An 18,266-nucleotide genomic window follows, 5' to 3' on the forward strand; every position below is an offset into this window, starting at 1 on the left:
TCAGAGCGTAAAGCGACAGATCAGCATCGATCCGAAAGGTAGTAGAACGTCTCTCACTGATCTGTCTATTTCATGCTTATACTATTTTAGGTTGACCATCTGATGCGGTGGCACCGCCGTCTACAGGTAGGTTTACGCCATTAATGAAAGATGCGTCATCACTTGCCAAGAAAGTCACGACAGACGCAATTTCTTCAGGTTCGGCTGCTCGGCCAAGCGCAATGCGCTCATTGAATTTATCGCGGATGTCCTGCGGCCAGCCGTTTGTCATGTTGGTTTTTACTAAACTTGGGCATACGGCGTTAATTCTTACCCCATCCGCACCATGGTCCAATGCCATCGCTCGGGTAAGGTTCACCACTGCGCCTTTACTCGCGCAATAGAATGCGGCACCCCAGTCACCACCCAAACCGGAAACGGACGCGGTATTTACCATACAACCTTTCGTTTTTAAGAGTTCAGGCAAAGCAAACTTCGCGCAATAAACAACACCATCAATGTTTACACCAGAGATCTTCTTCCAGTCTTCCACACTACCTTCAATCACGGAACCAGGGACATGTACGCCAGCATTGTTTACTAAAATATCCAGTTTACCGAAACGGGTAACAACATCAGAAATCAGTGCTGCGACTTTTTCTGGGTCAGAAACATCAATAGAATGCGCAGACACACGCTGTTTATCAAAGCCCTCAACGGCGTTTGCCAATTGCTCTTCATTCCAATCGGCAAGAGCGACGTTTGCGCCTTCTTCATACAAACGTTTTGCGATGGCCAAACCAATACCATTGGCAGAACCAGTGACGAGTGCGACTTTATTTTTTAATCCTCTCATGCGATTTCTCCTTCGAAACTTACAAAAACGGGATCTTGATTTTTCTCTGTGCGCGGCAACATCAGTTTGTCGTTGTCGCTGTAATCTACGGGGATAGCCACCACTGCTGGTCCTTCAACGTCCATGGCTTTATTCAATGTCGGTAGCAATTCGTGTTGACTAGTCACTGCGAAGCCTTTCGCGCCAAATGATTCGGCGTACGCCTTGAAATCAATTGGTCCAAATTTCACACCAGAGCAGCGCTGATATTTGTTGATCTCTTGCATTTCTACCATGTTGTAGGCGTTATCAACCCACACAATATGGACGATATTACAGTTCAGTCTAACCGCGGTTTCTAACTCCATGCTCGATTGCATAAAACCGCCGTCTCCTGATATCGATACCACTTTGCTACCAGGTTTTAGTAGGCTGGCACCAATGGCCCATGGTAGTGCAACGCCCATTGTTTGTTGGCCGTTAGACACCAGCATTTGGCGAGCTCGAAAACAACTTAAGTAACGAGCGATCCAGATGTGGAAGCTCCCCATATCAAGACATAGCGTGGTATCTGGTGTGATGATAGATTGCATGGCTTTAATCAGTGCCAGTGGATGAAATCCTTGCTTGTGATAGACATTGGGATAGGTTTTGATCACTTGCCGTTGCAGTGCTACCTCTTCCAGTACTGAAAGTGCCGTTGGGGAAAGGCGGGCATATTCAGAGATATAGCTGCCCATCCTGTCTAATGACTGCGCAATGTTTCCGACGATTTCAACACAAGGCTGATAATTAAGTTGGTATTCTGCCGGTTCAATATCGAGGTGAATCACTGGGTTGCGGTGGCTGTTCCAAAGCTCAGGGTCATACTCTATTGGGCTAAAGCCGATGGTGAGAATTAAATCGGCGTCCCGCAGTAAAACATCGCCAGGTTGGTTATTAAACAAACCGACACGCCCAGCAAAGTGATGATAGTAATTGATGTCTACCGTGCCGGCGGCTTGGTAAGTGCCGACAACGGGTAGCTGCGTATTTTGAAGAAATCGGGCGATAGCAGCAGCGTTTTTACTGCGGCTCGCGTGAAGGCCAAGTAAAACCACACAGCGCTTTGCTTTACTGATTCGACTGACCGCTTCTTCGATTGCTGCGATGTCTGCGCAACCAGGCTGTGTGTAAGGCGAGGGGACAATAATGTCCGTTTGGGTTTGCTCGGATAAAACATCTTGGGGGAGACTCAAAAAGCAAGCCCCAGGACGACCTGACTCTGCGATACGAAATGCGTTCGCCATGATCTCGCTTGCGGCGTCCACATGCTGCACTTCAGCACTGAACTTAGTTATAGAGCGAAAAATACTGACGGTATCCATGCTCTGGTGTGTTTGTTTTTGCTGGTCAGTTCGTTTCACCGCACCACCGATAGCAATCAGCGGATCGCCTTCGGAGTTTGCTGTTGCCACTCCCGTAACTAGATTTCCACAGCCAGGGCCTGACGTAACCATGGTGACGCCTGCTTTGCCGGTTAGTCTTCCCATAACGCCCGCCATAAATGCGCCGTTAGCTTCGTGGCGTACCGGAATCATTTGGATGTTAGTGTCTTCAATCGCATCGAACAGTCGATCGATTTTTGCACCGGGAATACCGAAAATGTACTTAATGCCGAGAGACTCTAGCTGTTGAGCGATCAACTGAGATCCATTTTTATTTGAAGGTTTGGATTGCATTTGTTGTCCTTATTATTTGCCTGACTTTGTTACTTTTCCGCCTTTTCTATGGCGGTATTTATATCTTCCGGAGCCAAATTGGCGTTGAGGAAGTCTGTCGATACCGGGGTATCAATCACTAGCCGCGAGACTTTGCCAATCTGGAGGAACCCTGACGAAATGCTGTAATCCTGAATATGACCACCTCCTTGGCGGTCATCGGTAATAAAGTGTTCGTGATAGCCGGGCACATTGATGCCAGTCGTATATTTAGGACTGCGAAAGCCGGCGACCACGCCTTGCTTATGCGTGAAGCGGAACGTTGGTTGTTCTTTGACCACTTCAAGCATTGGCCGATAAGGGCGTGTTTGTTTAGGTACGGTGCGAGTACGAACTGAATCGAAAACGCCATCAATGCGCACTGCGCAAAATAGGTTATCGCTTGGAACCATCTCGTCTATGATGCTATGGACTTCATGACGTGACATGCGCGATGTCAGTGGCAGCTCGATATCAGGCTTAAAAAAAGTCATGACAGCAAAGGGCGTTTTTTGCGCCAGGTCTGCCGGGTTTGCGGAGCCATCCGACTTGAGTTGAAAAACTTCCTTATCAAACGCAATCAACTCACCATCCAATTCATTGAACGTACCTAAACCAAAATCCCCATGTTTCAGCAGTTCTTCTATGGTTGTTGAGCCTTCGTAAACACCAGCGATCAAAGCACTCATTAACGAAGTCTGATAAATCTCACCATCTCCGGTAACGTGATGGTATTCAGAAAATTCTTTCGCTACTTCAAGCGAACAAGCACATAGAGGGTTATAAAATCCACGCATGAGTAAGACCAGTTATGCAATGAAGAGTATATTTAGATTGACTTCTACACGGTGCTAAATCCAATATAAAAAAGATTTATTTTGATATGGAAAATATATGGAATTTCGCTACCTGAAGTATTTTGTCGCGGTCGCCGAGACTCGTCACTTTACCCGAGCAGCTGAACAGTTAGGGATTGCGCAACCTCCTTTGAGTCAACAAATCAAAAAGCTAGAGCACGAGCTTGGCGTGGACTTATTTAAGCGCTTGTCTAGAGGAGTAGAACTGACCCATGCAGGGCAAGTCTTTTATACGGATGCGGTAAATATTCTTGCTGATGTGGAACGCGCTAAAGCAAAAGCCCGACAGATTGCCCGTGGTGAAAATACGCAGGTTAAAATTGGGTTCGCGACGTCAACATCAACCTGCATTAAGGTATTGGAGAGGATTGGGCGTATTCAAGAGAATGGGGTTCATTTACAGACGGCGGAACTATCAATGCCAGAGCTTGCCACTCAGTTAAAAAGCAAACAACTTGATCTCGCAATCATGCGGCTACCCTGTTACGCCAGTGAGCCTTTTGAGCACAAGGTGTTGTTTAACGACCCGTTTGTCGCGGTGATTCCGGCGGGGCACGAACTGGCAAAATATCCCTGTATCCAGATGAAACAGTTGAGAGGCCATAAAATTTTACTGTTTCCACGAGAGACGGGCCCCGCATTGTTTGATGGCATGAGCACACTTTTTGCCGACGCAGGAGTAAGGCTCGAACCACAGTTCGCAGCACCGCAACTTCGTACGACGATTGCCATGGCGCAGGCTGGGTTAGGTATCGCTCTCGTTCCGCGCTCACTGGCTGAACATCTCGATGATTCCGCGACAGTCGCCGAGATTGATGATATCCCCCTAACCAGTCGTGTTGTCGTTGCTTGGGAGGCGTCTAATCTCAATAAACAAGCGTTAAAAGTAGCCACGAACATCGGTCATGTTGAGGCTTAAAGATGAGTCATCGAACTGGCTCTGATAGCCACAGGCAAATGTGATACTCTCACTCGTTATATGCAAAGCTATGCTTTGGTTGAATAGACAAATCTTACTCCACGAATAGAACTTACTGAGGATGTACCAATGATATACGCTGCGGTCTTTGATATGGACGGGTTGCTGATTGATTCAGAACCTTTGTGGAAGGAAGCGGAAAAGCTGGTGTTTTCATCAGTTGGTGTCCAAGTGACCGAAGTGCTGTCAAAGCAGACTGCAACTATGACGACAGGTGAAGTAACAAGGTTTTGGTATGAACGTAATCCTTGGCAAGAAAAGAGCCTAGAGGAAGTAGAGAATGCTGTTGTGGATAAAGTGGAGGCATTAATAATTGAAAAAGGATGCGAATTAGAGGGTGTTACAGAAACACTCAAATTGCTTAAGGAAAAAGGGCTTAAGATAGGGTTGTCTACTAATTCACCTTATCAACTCATTCCCATCATTTTGAACAAACTCGGTATTGCCAGTTACTTTGACGCGATATCATCGTCAGACGATGTAGAGCAGGGTAAGCCAGAGCCAGATGTCTACCTTTCAACAATCAATAAACTAGGTGTAGATTCAAGTAACTGTATTGCCTTTGAAGACTCTTATTCGGGCATGCTTGCGGCAACACGAGCAAACATAAAAACAGTCGTGATACCTCAACCTGATAAGTTCTACCAAGAGTTTAATGAAGCCAGTCTAAAGCTGCAAAAGCTATCAGAGTTTAATGAAAGCCATTTAGTGGATTTAATAGGATAAAGCTATTCATTACGATTAGTAATATTTATGACAGATGTCATACCATATAGAGAGCTTTGATGAGATGTTAGTTGCTTATGTGTAGGAGTGGTGAGGGATGAAATGAAGCTTAATGTCGTTGCATATTTGATCAAAGAAGGCTACGAAGAGGCCGATATAATCAACCCTAAGAAACAAGAAGAAAGGTGAAGTGCACTTGCCATTTTTTTTCAAAAGTAAACCTGCGTCATCACAGTAGACGGTTACAAAACATGGGTTTTACGGTTGAACTAGCCAAGATAGATGCATAAAAAGACTAACAAAGCATTTAAGAGGAACTCCCGAGGCTTGTCATTTTTAGGTTTCGTTTTTGCAGTGTAGTGGTTTCGGGTTAGTGATAGCGTTGTTTACAACTTAATGCGGCGTTAAACAGCAAGGATGATGGATGATTAAAGCGCAAATATATGATGTATTTTGTGATGAATTGGCTAAAGGTAACCCTTGTGGCGTTGTCGAACTAAATCACTGGCTGAGTGATTCTGAATTACTTCAAATCACTCATCAGGTCGCTCAACCTGTCACATCATTTATGGTTCAGTCTGGCAGTGACTACCACATTCGCTGGTTTAGCCTAGAAGGAGAGATCAACCTATGTGGACACGGAAGTTTGGGCGCAGGCGCTGCAATCATTTCCAACTATCATCAGAATGAGATCATTCTAAAAAGCCAGTATGGCCATATTACCGTTACTGGACTGGATGGAATGTACAGGATCGTGATGCCAAGTTGGCAAGCCAAGCCTCATGCCATCCCCTTGGGTATTTCAGGCTTTTCCAATGACCCCGTAGATGCTTTTACAACGCGTGATTTGGTTGTTGTTCTCGAATCCGAAGATGATGTTGTTCGCTATCAACCTAACTTTGATGAGCTGATTAAAATTGATGAGTTTCATGCGGTCATCGTGACGGCTCAAAGCTCTGATAGTGGCTATGTGCTGCGTTACTTTGCACCTAAAATCGGTATTTCAGAAGATCTTGCCACAGGCTCGGCTCAGTGCTCATTAGCGCCTTATTGGTTTGAAAAGCTGGGCAAAGAAAAATTGACGGCTCGTCAGCTATCTCGTGCTGGTGGTTATTTTGAAGTGGCTCGTGGTTCAGAATCTACGATCGTATTGTCTGCACACGTGAAAAGTCGGACTTGAATGTAAACGCCTCTAGCTCCTAACGCAAGAGCTAGAGGTCCCCATTTTTTATTGACTTAAAAGTGCCGAGCTAAGATTTTAACCCTGCAGCGGTCATCATGACGCGAAATAACATAGACACTAACCCTAATGCAGCGACGCTAACGACCCATATTCCAATCATCCAAGCCCATTGGCGGCACCAATTTTTGATTTTCATACTCACTCCTTATCAACTCGTTAATGGTACGCTTCGCCTTCTTTTACTTTTCCGGAGAAGACGTAGTAACTCCAAAAGGTGTAAGCCAGAATGATCGGGATGATGATCACTGCTCCAACGAGCATAAAGCGCTGACTGCTTGCAGGAGCCGCTGCTTCCCATATTGATATGCTAGGAGGAATGATATTTGGCCAGATACTGATGCCAAGCCCTGCGAACCCGAGAATCACGATCACTAGCGCCATCACGAAAGGGCTGCGCTCTTTACGCTTTTTAACGGAGTCAGCAATCTTCAAACATACCAGTCCAGTAATGACTGGTACGGGCAGTAAGTAGAACAAATTCGGCAGAGAAAACCATCTTTCCGCAATGGTAGGGTAAGCAAGTGGAGTCCAAGCGCTCACAATGACTAATGCGGAGATCATCGCCAGTAGTGTTTTGTTAGTGAAGCGGTGCATCGTGTTTTGCAGTTCACCTTCCGTCTTCATGATGAGCCATGTGCTACCAAGCAGCGCGTACGTTGCGACTAAACCCAAACCACAAAAGATGGGAAAAGGGCTGAGCCAGTCGAGTTGGCTACCTACGAAGACGCGGTTTTCCACCGCAAAGCCTTGAATTACCGCGCCAACAACGATGCCTTGGAAAAACGTGGTTAAAATCGAGCCGACCATAAAAGAGCGATCCCAGAACTTTAAGTGGTTTTCCAATGCTTTAAAGCGAAACTCAAACGCTACGCCACGAAAGATCAAAGCAATCAACATCAACGTTAAAGGGATGGTTAGCGCTTCAATAATCACCGCGTAAGCCATCGGAAAAGCGCCAAATAGAGATGCGCCTCCAAGCACAATCCAAGTTTCGTTGCCATCCCAAACTGGCGCGACACTGTTGACCATGACGTCTTTTTGTTTTTCATCCTTGATGAAGGGCATCAGTATTCCAATACCCAAATCGAAGCCATCCATGATGATGTACATCAAAGTGGCAAAAACGATGATCGCGAACCAAATCACGGATAAATCAAAATGCATATTTTCTACCTTCACTTTGTGACAAATTCTAAATGCGACCTGAAACGGTCGTCATGTCGTGCTCATCGTGTTCGATTGCATCGGGGCCTTTCTTGATTTGGTGGATCATGTAGTAATAACCAAAACCAAATACCAAGCTGTATACAACAAGGAAACACAGCAGGCTGATGCTCATTTGTAGGTCTCCGTGTGCAGAAACCGCATCACGCGTTTTTTGTACGCCATAAACGACCCAAGGTTGCCGACCAACCTCTGTCGTAAACCAGCCAGCGAGTATTGCGATAAGACCAGATGGCCCCATAAACAATGAAAACTTGAGGAACCAACGCGAGGTATAAAGCGTGTTCTTTTTTCGTAACCATATGCTGTAGAAGCTCTGTAAAATCATCAGAAGTCCTAGCCCGACCATGATTCGAAATGACCAAAAGACGATAGGTGAGTTCGGTCGTTCCTCTTTCGGGAAGTCTTTCAGCGCCGGGATTGGCTCAGTTAAACTGTGGCGTAGGATCAAACTTCCTAGAACAGGAATTTCTAAGGCATAGTCTGTGCGTTCTTGTTCCATGTTTGGCATGCCGAACAATATCAATGGGGTTGGTTTGCCATCACTGTTATCCCAATGTCCTTCGATGGCAGCGATTTTGGCGGGCTGGTGTTCCAGAGTGTTTAGCCCGTGCACATCGCCAATCACGGCTTGGAGTGGCGCAAGGAACACTAAGATCCCGAGCGACATCGAAAACATGGTTTTTACCGCAGTCGATTGATTGCCTCTCAATAAATGCCAAGCGGCTGACGCGCCTACAAAGAGTGCCGAACTGACGAAAGCCGCGACGCTCATGTGCGCCAAACGATAAGGAAATGAAGGATTGAAAACGATAGCAAACCAGTCGGTTGGCACCACACGTCCGTCGACAATTTCATAGCCTTGTGGCGTTTGCATCCAACTGTTGGAGGCGAGAATCCAGAACGTCGAAATGATCGTTCCTAACGCCACCATCGAGGTTGCAAAAAAGTGCAGCTTTTCGCCGACGCGACGCCACCCAAACAGCATTACGCCAAGAAATCCGGCTTCGAGAAAGAAAGCCGTTAACACTTCATAAGTCAGTAATGGGCCTGTGATAGAACCAGCGAAGTCGGAGAAACCACTCCAGTTGGTGCCGAATTGATAGGCCATGACAAGACCAGATACAACACCCATTCCAAAGTTAACCGCAAAAATTTTCGACCAGAAGTGATAGAGCTTTTGGTAATCGGGATTACGTGTTTTTAGCCATAAGCCTTCCAGCACGGCGAGATAGGTGGCCAAACCTATGGTGATAGCGGGGAAAATAATATGAAAGGATACCGTAAAGGCGAACTGTATCCGTGCAAGCATAAATGCGTCGAGGCCAAACATTAAACTTCCTTTGATCTTTTAAGTTTTATGAGAGAGCTATTTTAAAAGGAGCGGAATGAGGGAAGTAGGTACAGACAGTGACTATAAACCTATAACAGATTAAATATTGAAGTGTTATTATTTTGAATTCGGCTTTATGGAAGGGGATTTGCGTTTGGCGAAGTATCAAGAGTTAGTGGAACAGCTTAAAAGGCAGATAAAATCGGGGATATGGCATCCGGGTGACAAGCTGCCTTCGCTGCGTCGCCAATCTGAACACTCGGGTTTGAGCTTGATGACGGTGTTGCACGCGTATCAAATTCTGGAATCTCAAGGCTGGGTGACGTCACAGCCGCGCTCTGGTTATCGAGTCGCGCCCAATATTAAGAGTTCAAATGAACCCCAAGCGCCAGCCGCGGTTTCGTGGACAGAGCAGGTAGACATCAATGAGTTTATCTTTGATGTTCTGCAGGCGAGTAAAAATCCATCCATGATCAATTTTGGCTTTGCCTATCCAGACCCAAGTTTGTACCCAAGATATCACGTGAATCGGGCGATGAGCGCAGCCGCTCGCAATATGCCGATTTCCACCACCTTTGATAACTTACCGCCGGGAAACGAACAATTACGCACCATCATCGCGAAGCGTTATGCTGCGAAAGGCATTGAAATTTCACCCGATGAAATTGTCATTACGGCAGGCGCGCTGGAGGCGTTAACGCTCAGTTTGCAAGCTTGTACAAGACCGGGAGATTGGGTGGTTGTGGAGTTGCCTGCATTCTATGGCGCTTTGCAATCCTTAGAGCGGTTAGGTTTGAAAGCGCTCTCAGTAAGAACAGACCCAGTCACGGGCATTGACCTAGACTCATTGGAGCGAGCGCTGCAAACGCATGATGTGAAAGCGTGCTGGCTTATGTCGAACTTCCAGAATCCTCTGGGTTTTACGCTCTCCAACGAGAAAAAACAAAAGCTGATTGAACTGACACAGCGATATAACGTGCCAGTAATTGAAGATGATGTGTACAGCGAACTGCATGCCGAGAATGACTCGGTTTACCCACTAAGAATGTTTGATGACACGGGCAATACCATGTTGTGCTCCTCGTTTTCAAAATCATTAATCGCAGGGCTACGTATTGGTTGGGTTGCGGCAGGAAAGCGGGCGCTAGAGGTACAAAAGTTACAGTTAATGAGTACATTAGCGACGAGTGCACCAGTGCAAATGACATTGGTGCACTATTTAACAAGCCGCAATTATGAATCGCATTTGAAGCAGTTACGGAAAAAGCTGTTTGAACGTAAAAGTAAGATGACGGATCTGCTTAGTGAGCTGTTACCTGAAGCAGTCAACGTGTTAAGCCAAAGCGGCGGGTACTTTATTTGGCTAGAGCTTCCTAAGCATATTGATGCCTTGCCGATATATCGAGAAGCACTAAAAGGTAATATCAGCATCGCACCGGGAAAGATGTTCAGCCTGACAGAACAATACGATCACTGTATTCGTCTTAACGCTTCTTTTGAGCTCAATGACAAATACGTTCATGCTCTCAATCTGCTTGCCAATATTATTCGCGATCATTTGGCGAAATAGCCACTTTCTTCAGTTTTTGGGTTTAATGGAGCGCGCCGGATTTCCAACGACTCGATCGCCCGGCGCAACGTCTTTGGTTACGACAGAGCCAGCGCCAACGACGGCCTGATCGCCAATGGTCACGCCTGGCAGTATGATAGCGCCCCCACCAATCCAAACGTTATTGCCGATTTTTACCGGTTTGGCGATCTCGTCTCCGGATAAGCGTCTTTGTGTATCGAGTGAATGAGCGGCTGTGTAAATTTGCACTCTAGGCCCAATCATGACGTTCGCGCCAACCTCAACCTGCCCATTGTCCAGAATAATGGCATCCCAGTTGATGTAGGTGTTTTCTCCGATGGACAGGTGACAACCGTAGGTAAGTTGAAGCGGTGGCTCTATACAGGCGCTGTTTTCTAATTGGACGCCCATTTCTGCCAATAGTTGTCTACGTATATCTGGGTTTGGCTCGTGGTTAAATTGGAAGACAAGCTGCGCGGTTTTGGCGCGCATTAGCTTTAGTTCTTCATCCAGACAATTATAGGTTTCTCCAGAGCGCATCCGAGTCAGTTCTGACATGACAATCATTCCATCAATGTTATTTGCAATAAGGTGCATAATAAGTGAGAGTGATTCGAAGTGAAAATTTGATGCTTAAAAATCAGAAAGTTATCACTGATTTTCCTTGCGTCTCAAGTTGGTTGATTGGCTCGTTTAGTTCACAAAGACGTACTCCCTAAATGGCTTAATCGGTTGAAGCCAAAGTGGGAAACCACTCGAAGCGTTTTACGTAGATTACTATATAGTTAATAAGAAGAACTTAATTGAGCCGCTTGCGCTATCGATTGGGCTAAAAATATAAGACTTATGCGCTCTGGCTTGCTGGCAACGATGAATCAAGAGTGAGCACTTTATGTTCGAACGGGTCATTTCATTTTTAGAAACAACACTGTTTACCTTTAACGAACAACCTATCACGTTGTGGGCGATATTGATGGTGCCGACATGGGTCATTGTCGCTTTATGGTTATCCAAAATTTTGATCAAAACCGTTACGTCAAGAATGTCTTCATCGGGGAAAGACCCAAACGTGATTCATTTGGTTAAACGGATATTATTTGTCATCGCTCTCGCCATTATTTTTATGACCACACTTTCGATGATCAATGTGCCAATCACCGCGTTCGCCTTTCTGTCTGGTGCCATCGCTATCGGCTTCGGTTTTGGTGCGCAAAACATCATTAACAACTTCATAAGTGGCTGGATTTTGATTGGTGAAAAGCCAATCCGAATTGGGGACTTTTTAGAGGTTGAGGGCGCCAAAGGCACTGTCGAGCAAATAAATACACGTTCAACGAGAATCAGACGAACCGATGGTGTTCATATGCTCATACCCAACAGTCAGTTGATTGAGAACGTGGTGATCAACTGGACGTTATGCGACAGATTAGTTCGTGGCTCGGTCGTCGTCGGCGTCGCGTATGGGAGCGATGTCAAACAGGTTGCTGCCTTAATGGCGGAAGTGACTTCGCAGCAAGCGCAAGTTCTGAGTTCGCCAGCGCCAGATGTGTTTTTTCAAGACTTTGGTGACAATGCTTTGATCTTCGAATCTTATTTTTGGATTAACTCAACGGTTGAGGGCGGTATTCGCTCGGTCGCAAGTGCCATGCGTTTTGAAATCTACGAAGCTTTCGAAAAGCACGGCATTGAAATCGCGTTTCCACAACGAGATGTGCACATTGATGGGCAAATTAAGTTGTCTAGGGAGAGAAACGGATAGGGCGATAAGCGGTATTGGTGTTCTTATCTTGGTGTCGAGTAACCATAGCGAGGCGGTCACAACACGGATTCACCTCGCTAGAAACCAGTTTGAAGGCGTTATTGGTTGTCCCACATGACTTCGCATTCTTCTTTGATTGCTGATTTTAGCAACTCAATCAGTGGAAACGCTCTGCGTCCTAGGCTTACCGCGGGCTCTGCTTGTTCTTCCTCTTCGTCTACATCAGTAGGGAGGTTTTCTTCAGCTGCATTTTTCGCAGATAGAGCAGAAGTTAATCTTGATAGCGCGTCAGGAACATCTTGAGCGGAAATTGATCCCGGCACCGTGCCGCTGTGACCCATCATTTTGAGCATATCTAATGCAATATCACCAAACATTGTGACGTTTGAGTGGCTTCGACAACGAAATGTTATGAGCATTTACCTGATCCTGTTTTATATGTTCGGTTTGAAACTAAATTGTAGCTGAAATCAGACACTAATTAATGTGATGAAGACCGTTGAGCGTTAAGGTTTTTATGAGTAACAACAAAAAACGGGCACGTACGTCTGCATGCCCGTTGAAATACATTACCTGATTGGTTGTTGATGATTTACAAGCTATACGGATCGCCCAGAGCTAATGCGACCCTAGAAGCAGGAGACTTTCCTAACGCACGGCAAATTTGCCAACCCGCTTCATTGATGACGCTAAGGTCAACGCCCGTTTCAATCCCAAGTTGCTCACACAGATAAAGTACATCTTCCGTTGCAACATTACCACTGGCTCCTTTCGCGTAAGGGCAGCCGCCGAGCCCCGCTACTGCGCTATCAATGGTGTTGATGCCCATTAACAAGGCTTGATAGATATTGGCTAATGCTTGCCCATAAGTGTCATGAAAATGTACTGCGAGCGCGTCTTTTGGTAGTAGCGTTAACAACGAATCCAGCATGGCGATAACGCGATTAGGCGTTGCTTTACCGACAGTATCACCGAGCGAAATCTCATAACATCCCATATCAAACAACGTATTGGCGACCTTGGTAGTTTGCTCTGGCTTGATTACTCCCTCATATGGGCACACCATGGTACAAGACAAGTACCCGCGTACAGGAATGTTATGCTGGTTCGCCAACTCGATAACGGGCTCAAATCGAGCGAGACTTTCGGTAATGCTGCAGTTGATGTTCTTCTGGCTGAACGTTTCTGAAGCGGAGCCAAACACCGCAATTCGCTTTACACCGCTTTCCAGCGCACGTTCTAACCCTGCGAGATTTGGTGTGAGAGCGCTATAAACCACGTCAGGCTTTTTTGAGATACCAGCAAACACCTGATCGGAATCGGCCATTTGAGGCACCCACCTTGGAGAGACGAAAGATCCCGCCTCAATATGCTTTAAGCCACTGCTGCTTAGTTGGTTAATCAAACGGATTTTATCAACCAGCGTCACTGCCGTTTCATTTTGCAGACCATCACGAGCGCCGACTTCGACGATATTAACCTTCGCTGGTAGCATATTCGCGCTCCTTATCTTCACTGACGTTATCCGATATCAAAGCCAAATTCAGCAGGATGGAACCGTGCTGTACTTGATCCCCGTGCTGATAAAACAATTCGTCGACTTTTGCTGCTACCGGAGCCGTGATGGTGTATTCCATTTTCATTGCTTCGAGTACCAAAAGCGGATCGCCCGCCGCCACTTCGTCACCTTTAGCCACCATAACTGCTGAAATTATGCCGTTGAGTGGTGCGGTTGGACTTAGTTCATCATCAACATCTTTTGCAGAGTCAAAGTTAGGTTGATGAGCGAACGTGCGCTGCTGACCAAGATAAAATAGTGTTGTTCTTTGTTCATCGCTAAGTGCATTAAAGGTGTAACGCACATTATCAATATCGACGATAAACTGGTTGTCACTTTCAAGCAGGATGACCTGATGCAGCTCCTCACCACATCGGACAGTGAAGTGAGATCCTGTATCTTGCGATGATTGTTGCAAACGTGCCTGATGGTTGGCTTTGGCATCCGTGAAGTTAAATCGGTAAACGTTGTCAACTGACAGTCTAAAACCTCGTTTGGTTGGCGCGGGTAACGTTGAGCTGTCTGATTTTGAAATGAGATCATTCCAACGAGCAACCGCCGCCAATGTAAGCCAGATTGAATCCGACACGTCTTGCTGCTCATTTATGCCTTGTTGATGTGTTACGAGGAAACCTGTATCGAGCTCAATCTCGGCAAAGGTTGGCTGCGAAATAATGCTGTGCAGATAACCAATGTTTGTCGTTACTCCACGTACGTGATATTGAGTTAAGGCCTGCTTAAGCTGCTTTAGCGCGATATCACGAGTTTGCCCCCAGACGATCAGTTTGCTGATCATTGGATCGTAATATTCGCTGATGCTATCGCCTTGGGTAACACCACTATCAACGCGTACGCACGCTAGGCGCACATTACTGTCTGATACGGGTTCTTTTAAGTAGTCAATGCGGCCAGTCGACGGCATAAAGTCATTGTCTGTATCTTCTGCGTAAATTCGCAGCTCAATTGAATGACCGTTGTGGGTGATTTCAGATTGCGAAATAGGTAAATGCTCGCCAGCTGCGACTTTTAATTGCCACTCCACCAAATCAACACCGGTGATCAATTCAGTAACAGGGTGTTCAACTTGCAGACGAGTATTCATTTCCATGAAGTAAAACTCACCGCGGCTATCGAGCAAGAACTCCACCGTGCCAGCGCCAACATAGTCGATCGCTTGAGCGGCCTGAACCGCAGCTTCACCCATTTGTTTACGCAGTTCATCACTAAGACCGGGAGCTGGTGCTTCTTCGACTACTTTTTGGTGACGGCGTTGAATGGAGCAATCGCGATCAGAAAGATAGACACAGTTGCCATGTTGGTCAGCAAATACCTGAACTTCAACGTGGCGAGGCTGCAATATGCATTTTTCGATTAGAAGCTGCTTATCGCCAAAGCTTGAAAGTGCTTCACGCTGCGCTCCGTCGATAGCCAGCGGCATTTCGGCTGCGCTGTTGACCACTCGCATGCCTTTGCCGCCGCCACCTTGTGTTGCTTTAAGCATCACTGGGTAACCGATTTTTTCAGCTTCCGCTAATAAGTGCTCTACGCTGTTGTCTGTGCCGTGATAGCCGGGAACCAAGGGCACGTTCGCCTCAGACATGATGGCTTTGGCTTGCGACTTCGAACCCATTGCTTCAATTGCACTGGTGGAAGGGCCAATAAAAACAATGCCAATTTCGCTGCACGCTTTCGCCAGTTTCGGGTTCTCGGAAAGAAAACCATACCCAGGGTGGATAGCATCGGCTTGCCATTTTTTCGCAGCGCCGATAATTGCATCGATATCGAGATACGATTCACTCGCAGGAGCGGGGCCAATGAATTCAGCGAAATCCGCTTGTTTAACATGTAAGCTGCTGCGATCCGCTTCGGAATAGACGGCAACCGTCTCTATAGCCATGCTTTTTGCGGTTTTAATGATTCGGCAGGCAATTTCACCGCGGTTTGCGATCAGTATTCTTTTAAACATGATTCCTCCAATTGGCGGCGCGCTTTTCAAAAAATGCAGCTAGTCCTTCTTGTCCTTCACTGGACACGCGAGCGGTTGCAATAGCTTGGCTGGTGTATTCAATTAATGAATGATCGATAGGTTGGTTATCACAACGTAAACAAAGTGCTTTTGCAGCCTGCATGGCTTGTGGACCGTTGTTGAGCAGGTGATCAATGGTGCGATTGACGGCTTCACGTGGTTGAGCGTCTATCTGATGAAGAATACTCATCGATAGCGCGGTTTCGGCATCAATCAGTTCCGCGGTTAAAAAGTAGCGTCGGCTTTGTCGTTGTCCAATCGCTCGGATTACGTAAGGTCCGATGGTGGCGGGTAACAAACCGAGCTTCACTTCACTCAAACAGAAGCGGCTTTCAGGTGTACCAATAGCGATATCGCAGCAGCAGATAAGCCCAAGTGCGCCGCCAAATGCAGCGCCATGCACCATAGCAATGGTTGGTTTGCTAAAGGTATCCAGTTTGTGCAAGAGCAACGCTAACTGCTGTGCATCTTGCAGATTTTCCCCCTCGGTTTTGGTGGCCATTGACTGCATCCAGCCAAGATCCGCACCCGCAGAAAAGTGTTTACCTTGCGCCGTTAGTACCAATGCACGTAGAGAGTTGTCTCTCTCAAGTTTTTCCAAGGTTTCGATAAGTGAAGCAATTAATTCATCATTAAACGCGTTGTGTTTCTCTGGTCGATTGAGGCTCAACCAAGCAACGCCATTGCTGTCTTTTTCAAGCAGTAGTCCGGTCATGTGACTTCCTTTGTCTGACATTTCAGTCTGTATTTCAATGCTCGCTAACCATTAGTTTTTAAACATCGGTATTCGCGAGGAGTTAAGGTTTGCCTTGCATCCGGCTACATGCGGAAGATGCCAAATTTACTGTTTGGTATTGGCGCATTAAGCGCAGCAGACAGAGCAATGCCGACAACATCACGGGTTTTCGCAGGGTCAATAATGCCGTCGTCCCACAGGCGTGCACTGGCGTAGTATGCATGGCTTTGAGTCTGATATTGCTCCGCAATTGGACGTTTGAACGCTTCTTCTTCCTCTACGCTCCAGCTTTCACCTTTGCGAGTTTTGATATCGCGGGTCACTTGCGCCATCACGCCAGCCGCTTGCTCTCCACCCATGACGGAGATGCGCGCGTTTGGCCACATCCACATCATGGTTGGATCATAAGCGCGGCCACACATGCCGTAGTTCCCAGCGCCATACGAGCCACCAATAACCACGGTAAACTTCGGCACGTCTGCACACGCAACAGCAGTTACCATTTTCGCACCATGTTTGGCGATGCCTTCGGCTTCGTACTTCTGACCGACCATAAAGCCCGTGATGTTCTGTAAGAAGAGCAGAGGAATTTTGCGTTGTGCGCACAGCTCAATAAAATGCGCGCCTTTTTGTGCTGATTCCGAAAATAGAATGCCGTTGTTAGCGACAATGCCAATCGGCATGCCGTGAATATGGGCAAAGCCACAGACCAATGTTTCGCCGAACAAGGCTTTAAATTCATCAAATTGTGAGTCATCAACAATTCGGGCAATGACCTCTTTAACATCAAACGGCTTTTTAAGATCGGTACCGACGATGCCGTACAGCTCTTGCGCAGGAAAGCGTGGTTCCTGTGGTGCTTTTTGCTTGAGTTGAACGGGTTTCAAGTGGTTAATTTGAGAAACGGCTTGTCTTGCCAACTCTAACGCGTGGTGATCATTTTCTGCGTAATAGTCCGCCACACCAGAGGTACGGCAGTGAACGTCTGCGCCACCAAGATCTTCCGCGCTGACTTCTTCACCTGTCGCTGCTTTTACAAGAGGTGGACCTGCCAAAAAAATCGTGCCTTGTTCTTTGACTATGATGGATACGTCGCACATGGCAGGAACATAAGCGCCGCCAGCGGTACATAGCCCCATGACCACCGCAATTTGTGGAATGCCTTTGGCCGACATACGGGCTTGGTTGTAGAAAATACGGCCAAAATGGTCTTTATCTGGGAAGACTTCATCTTGGCGGGGTAGGTTAGCGCCGCCAGAGTCGACTAAGTAAACACACGGCAGTTGGCATTTTTCTGCAATTTCTTGTGCTCTTAAGTGCTTTTTCACGGTGAGTGGGTAGTAACTGCCGCCTTTTACCGTCACGTCGTTGGCAACGATCATACACTCGGTGCCGTCAATTACACCCACACCGGCAACCACTCCAGCACATGGAACGTAATCTGGATACACATCCCAGCCAGCAAATTGACCAATTTCTAGAAAGGACGAACCAGGGTCGAGTAGGGCAAGAATGCGCTCACGTACCGGAAGTTTGCCTTTCTTCTGCTGATGCTCGCGGGCTTTCTCACCGCCACCATCTTCGATTTGCGCAGTCACGGTATAAAGTTGATCTACAAGTGACGCCATAGAGCGGTAGTTTTCCTGATACTGCTCTGAATGGGTATTAATATTGGTCGTCAAACAAGCCATAAATAGCCGAT

General features: G+C 46.7%; 18 protein-coding genes. 6 read left to right on the top strand and 12 right to left on the bottom strand.

The window, feature by feature from the left end; all coding sequences use genetic code 11:
* Positions 1-76: 76 nt before the first annotated feature.
* The 3 genes from R7Q38_RS02195 to budA are packed head-to-tail and all read right to left on the bottom strand — an operon-like array spanning position 77 to position 3,350.
* Positions 77-835 (bottom strand): SDR family NAD(P)-dependent oxidoreductase, encoded by a 759-nt coding sequence (locus R7Q38_RS02195; RefSeq protein ID WP_017820351.1) that lies wholly within the window; start codon positions 833-835, stop codon positions 77-79.
* A complete protein-coding gene (alsS, locus tag R7Q38_RS02200) occupies positions 832-2,535 on the bottom strand; it encodes an acetolactate synthase AlsS (RefSeq protein ID WP_239938567.1) in 1,704 nt (567 codons plus the stop codon). The genes R7Q38_RS02195 and alsS overlap by 4 nt, the downstream gene beginning before the upstream one ends.
* Positions 2,536-2,564: 29 nt before the next feature.
* Positions 2,565-3,350: an acetolactate decarboxylase gene (gene budA / locus R7Q38_RS02205; RefSeq protein ID WP_017633685.1), complete on the bottom strand. Its 786-nt coding sequence runs from the start codon at positions 3,348-3,350 to the stop codon at positions 2,565-2,567.
* A 97-nt stretch (positions 3,351-3,447) separates the two neighbouring features.
* On the opposite strand from budA, the gene R7Q38_RS02210 reads away from it, so the two are divergent.
* The 4 genes from R7Q38_RS02210 to R7Q38_RS02225 all read left to right on the top strand — a co-directional run bounded on the left by R7Q38_RS02210 (position 3,448) and on the right by R7Q38_RS02225 (position 6,295).
* Positions 3,448-4,329: a LysR family transcriptional regulator gene (locus R7Q38_RS02210; protein ID WP_213869871.1), complete on the top strand. Its 882-nt coding sequence runs from the start codon at positions 3,448-3,450 to the stop codon at positions 4,327-4,329.
* Between the two features lie 129 nt (positions 4,330-4,458).
* Positions 4,459-5,115: a hexitol phosphatase HxpB gene (hxpB, locus tag R7Q38_RS02215; RefSeq protein WP_042523570.1), complete on the top strand. Its 657-nt coding sequence runs from the start codon at positions 4,459-4,461 to the stop codon at positions 5,113-5,115.
* A gap of 185 nt (positions 5,116-5,300) precedes the next feature.
* Entirely contained in the window at positions 5,301-5,405 is a 105-nt protein-coding gene (locus R7Q38_RS02220; protein ID WP_309474410.1) for a DUF6119 family protein, read from the top strand.
* A gap of 134 nt (positions 5,406-5,539) precedes the next feature.
* The gene (locus tag R7Q38_RS02225) at positions 5,540-6,295 is read left to right on the top strand and encodes a PhzF family phenazine biosynthesis protein (RefSeq protein ID WP_005382695.1); all 756 of its coding nucleotides are present in this window, start codon (positions 5,540-5,542) and stop codon (positions 6,293-6,295) included.
* Positions 6,296-6,365: 70 nt separating this feature from the next.
* Here R7Q38_RS02225 and R7Q38_RS02230 read toward each other — a convergent pair whose 3' ends face one another.
* Genes R7Q38_RS02230 through R7Q38_RS02240 form a run of 3 tightly spaced genes read right to left on the bottom strand, consistent with a single transcriptional unit; the run spans position 6,366 to position 8,915 of the window.
* Positions 6,366-6,494 (bottom strand): DUF2474 domain-containing protein, encoded by a 129-nt coding sequence (locus R7Q38_RS02230; RefSeq protein ID WP_074190543.1) that lies wholly within the window; start codon positions 6,492-6,494, stop codon positions 6,366-6,368.
* A gap of 20 nt (positions 6,495-6,514) precedes the next feature.
* Positions 6,515-7,522: a cytochrome d ubiquinol oxidase subunit II gene (gene cydB / locus R7Q38_RS02235; protein ID WP_005382693.1), complete on the bottom strand. Its 1,008-nt coding sequence runs from the start codon at positions 7,520-7,522 to the stop codon at positions 6,515-6,517.
* Between the two features lie 28 nt (positions 7,523-7,550).
* Entirely contained in the window at positions 7,551-8,915 is a 1,365-nt protein-coding gene (locus tag R7Q38_RS02240) for a cytochrome ubiquinol oxidase subunit I (RefSeq protein ID WP_005382691.1), read from the bottom strand.
* A gap of 136 nt (positions 8,916-9,051) precedes the next feature.
* Here R7Q38_RS02240 and R7Q38_RS02245 point away from each other — a divergent pair, with 136 nt between their 5' ends.
* The gene (locus R7Q38_RS02245; protein WP_275667445.1) at positions 9,052-10,485 is read left to right on the top strand and encodes a PLP-dependent aminotransferase family protein; all 1,434 of its coding nucleotides are present in this window, start codon (positions 9,052-9,054) and stop codon (positions 10,483-10,485) included.
* A 9-nt stretch (positions 10,486-10,494) separates the two neighbouring features.
* On the opposite strand, the gene R7Q38_RS02250 is transcribed toward R7Q38_RS02245, so the two are convergent.
* Entirely contained in the window at positions 10,495-11,043 is a 549-nt protein-coding gene (locus R7Q38_RS02250) for a sugar O-acetyltransferase (RefSeq protein ID WP_031780775.1), read from the bottom strand.
* 334 nt (positions 11,044-11,377) lie between these two features.
* Between R7Q38_RS02250 and R7Q38_RS02255 the strand changes: the two genes are divergently transcribed.
* Positions 11,378-12,244 (top strand): mechanosensitive ion channel family protein, encoded by an 867-nt coding sequence (locus R7Q38_RS02255; RefSeq protein WP_005373258.1) that lies wholly within the window; start codon positions 11,378-11,380, stop codon positions 12,242-12,244.
* Positions 12,245-12,342: 98 nt separating this feature from the next.
* Here the strand turns inward: R7Q38_RS02255 and R7Q38_RS02260 are convergent, their stop codons facing one another.
* From R7Q38_RS02260 to R7Q38_RS02280, 5 genes are all read right to left on the bottom strand, one after another.
* A complete protein-coding gene (locus tag R7Q38_RS02260; RefSeq protein WP_005373256.1) occupies positions 12,343-12,663 on the bottom strand; it encodes a DUF1840 domain-containing protein in 321 nt (106 codons plus the stop codon).
* Between the two features lie 173 nt (positions 12,664-12,836).
* Positions 12,837-13,739, bottom strand: a complete 903-nt coding sequence (locus R7Q38_RS02265; RefSeq protein ID WP_005382683.1) for a hydroxymethylglutaryl-CoA lyase — start codon at positions 13,737-13,739, stop codon at positions 12,837-12,839.
* The gene (locus tag R7Q38_RS02270; RefSeq protein ID WP_239938569.1) at positions 13,720-15,768 is read right to left on the bottom strand and encodes an acetyl/propionyl/methylcrotonyl-CoA carboxylase subunit alpha; all 2,049 of its coding nucleotides are present in this window, start codon (positions 15,766-15,768) and stop codon (positions 13,720-13,722) included. The genes R7Q38_RS02265 and R7Q38_RS02270 overlap by 20 nt, the downstream gene beginning before the upstream one ends.
* On the bottom strand, positions 15,761-16,543 hold the full coding sequence (locus R7Q38_RS02275) for an enoyl-CoA hydratase-related protein (RefSeq protein ID WP_005382677.1): 783 nt from the start codon (positions 16,541-16,543) through the stop codon (positions 15,761-15,763). The genes R7Q38_RS02270 and R7Q38_RS02275 overlap by 8 nt, the downstream gene beginning before the upstream one ends.
* Positions 16,544-16,647: 104 nt before the next feature.
* Positions 16,648-18,255 (bottom strand): carboxyl transferase domain-containing protein, encoded by a 1,608-nt coding sequence (locus R7Q38_RS02280; protein WP_005382675.1) that lies wholly within the window; start codon positions 18,253-18,255, stop codon positions 16,648-16,650.
* Positions 18,256-18,266: the final 11 nt, after the last annotated feature.

Source organism: Vibrio sp. Vb0598 (assembly GCF_033338935.1).
GTDB lineage: Bacteria > Pseudomonadota > Gammaproteobacteria > Enterobacterales > Vibrionaceae > Vibrio > Vibrio alginolyticus.

Coding starts and splice junctions, on each gene's coding strand:
- R7Q38_RS02225 (WP_005382695.1), top strand. CDS start 5,540: ATGATTAAAGCGCAAATATATGATGTATTTTGTGATGAATTGGCTAAA.
- R7Q38_RS02230 (WP_074190543.1), bottom strand. CDS start 6,494: ATGAAAATCAAAAATTGGTGCCGCCAATGGGCTTGGATGATTGGAATA.
- R7Q38_RS02270 (WP_239938569.1), bottom strand. CDS start 15,768: ATGTTTAAAAGAATACTGATCGCAAACCGCGGTGAAATTGCCTGCCGA.
- hxpB (WP_042523570.1), top strand. CDS start 4,459: ATGATATACGCTGCGGTCTTTGATATGGACGGGTTGCTGATTGATTCA.
- cydB (WP_005382693.1), bottom strand. CDS start 7,522: ATGCATTTTGATTTATCCGTGATTTGGTTCGCGATCATCGTTTTTGCC.
- R7Q38_RS02210 (WP_213869871.1), top strand. CDS start 3,448: ATGGAATTTCGCTACCTGAAGTATTTTGTCGCGGTCGCCGAGACTCGT.
- R7Q38_RS02250 (WP_031780775.1), bottom strand. CDS start 11,043: ATGTCAGAACTGACTCGGATGCGCTCTGGAGAAACCTATAATTGTCTG.
- alsS (WP_239938567.1), bottom strand. CDS start 2,535: ATGCAATCCAAACCTTCAAATAAAAATGGATCTCAGTTGATCGCTCAA.
- R7Q38_RS02280 (WP_005382675.1), bottom strand. CDS start 18,255: ATGGCTTGTTTGACGACCAATATTAATACCCATTCAGAGCAGTATCAG.
- R7Q38_RS02240 (WP_005382691.1), bottom strand. CDS start 8,915: ATGTTTGGCCTCGACGCATTTATGCTTGCACGGATACAGTTCGCCTTT.
- R7Q38_RS02245 (WP_275667445.1), top strand. CDS start 9,052: ATGGAAGGGGATTTGCGTTTGGCGAAGTATCAAGAGTTAGTGGAACAG.
- R7Q38_RS02255 (WP_005373258.1), top strand. CDS start 11,378: ATGTTCGAACGGGTCATTTCATTTTTAGAAACAACACTGTTTACCTTT.
- budA (WP_017633685.1), bottom strand. CDS start 3,350: ATGCGTGGATTTTATAACCCTCTATGTGCTTGTTCGCTTGAAGTAGCG.
- R7Q38_RS02195 (WP_017820351.1), bottom strand. CDS start 835: ATGAGAGGATTAAAAAATAAAGTCGCACTCGTCACTGGTTCTGCCAAT.
- R7Q38_RS02275 (WP_005382677.1), bottom strand. CDS start 16,543: ATGACCGGACTACTGCTTGAAAAAGACAGCAATGGCGTTGCTTGGTTG.
- R7Q38_RS02265 (WP_005382683.1), bottom strand. CDS start 13,739: ATGCTACCAGCGAAGGTTAATATCGTCGAAGTCGGCGCTCGTGATGGT.
- R7Q38_RS02260 (WP_005373256.1), bottom strand. CDS start 12,663: ATGCTCATAACATTTCGTTGTCGAAGCCACTCAAACGTCACAATGTTT.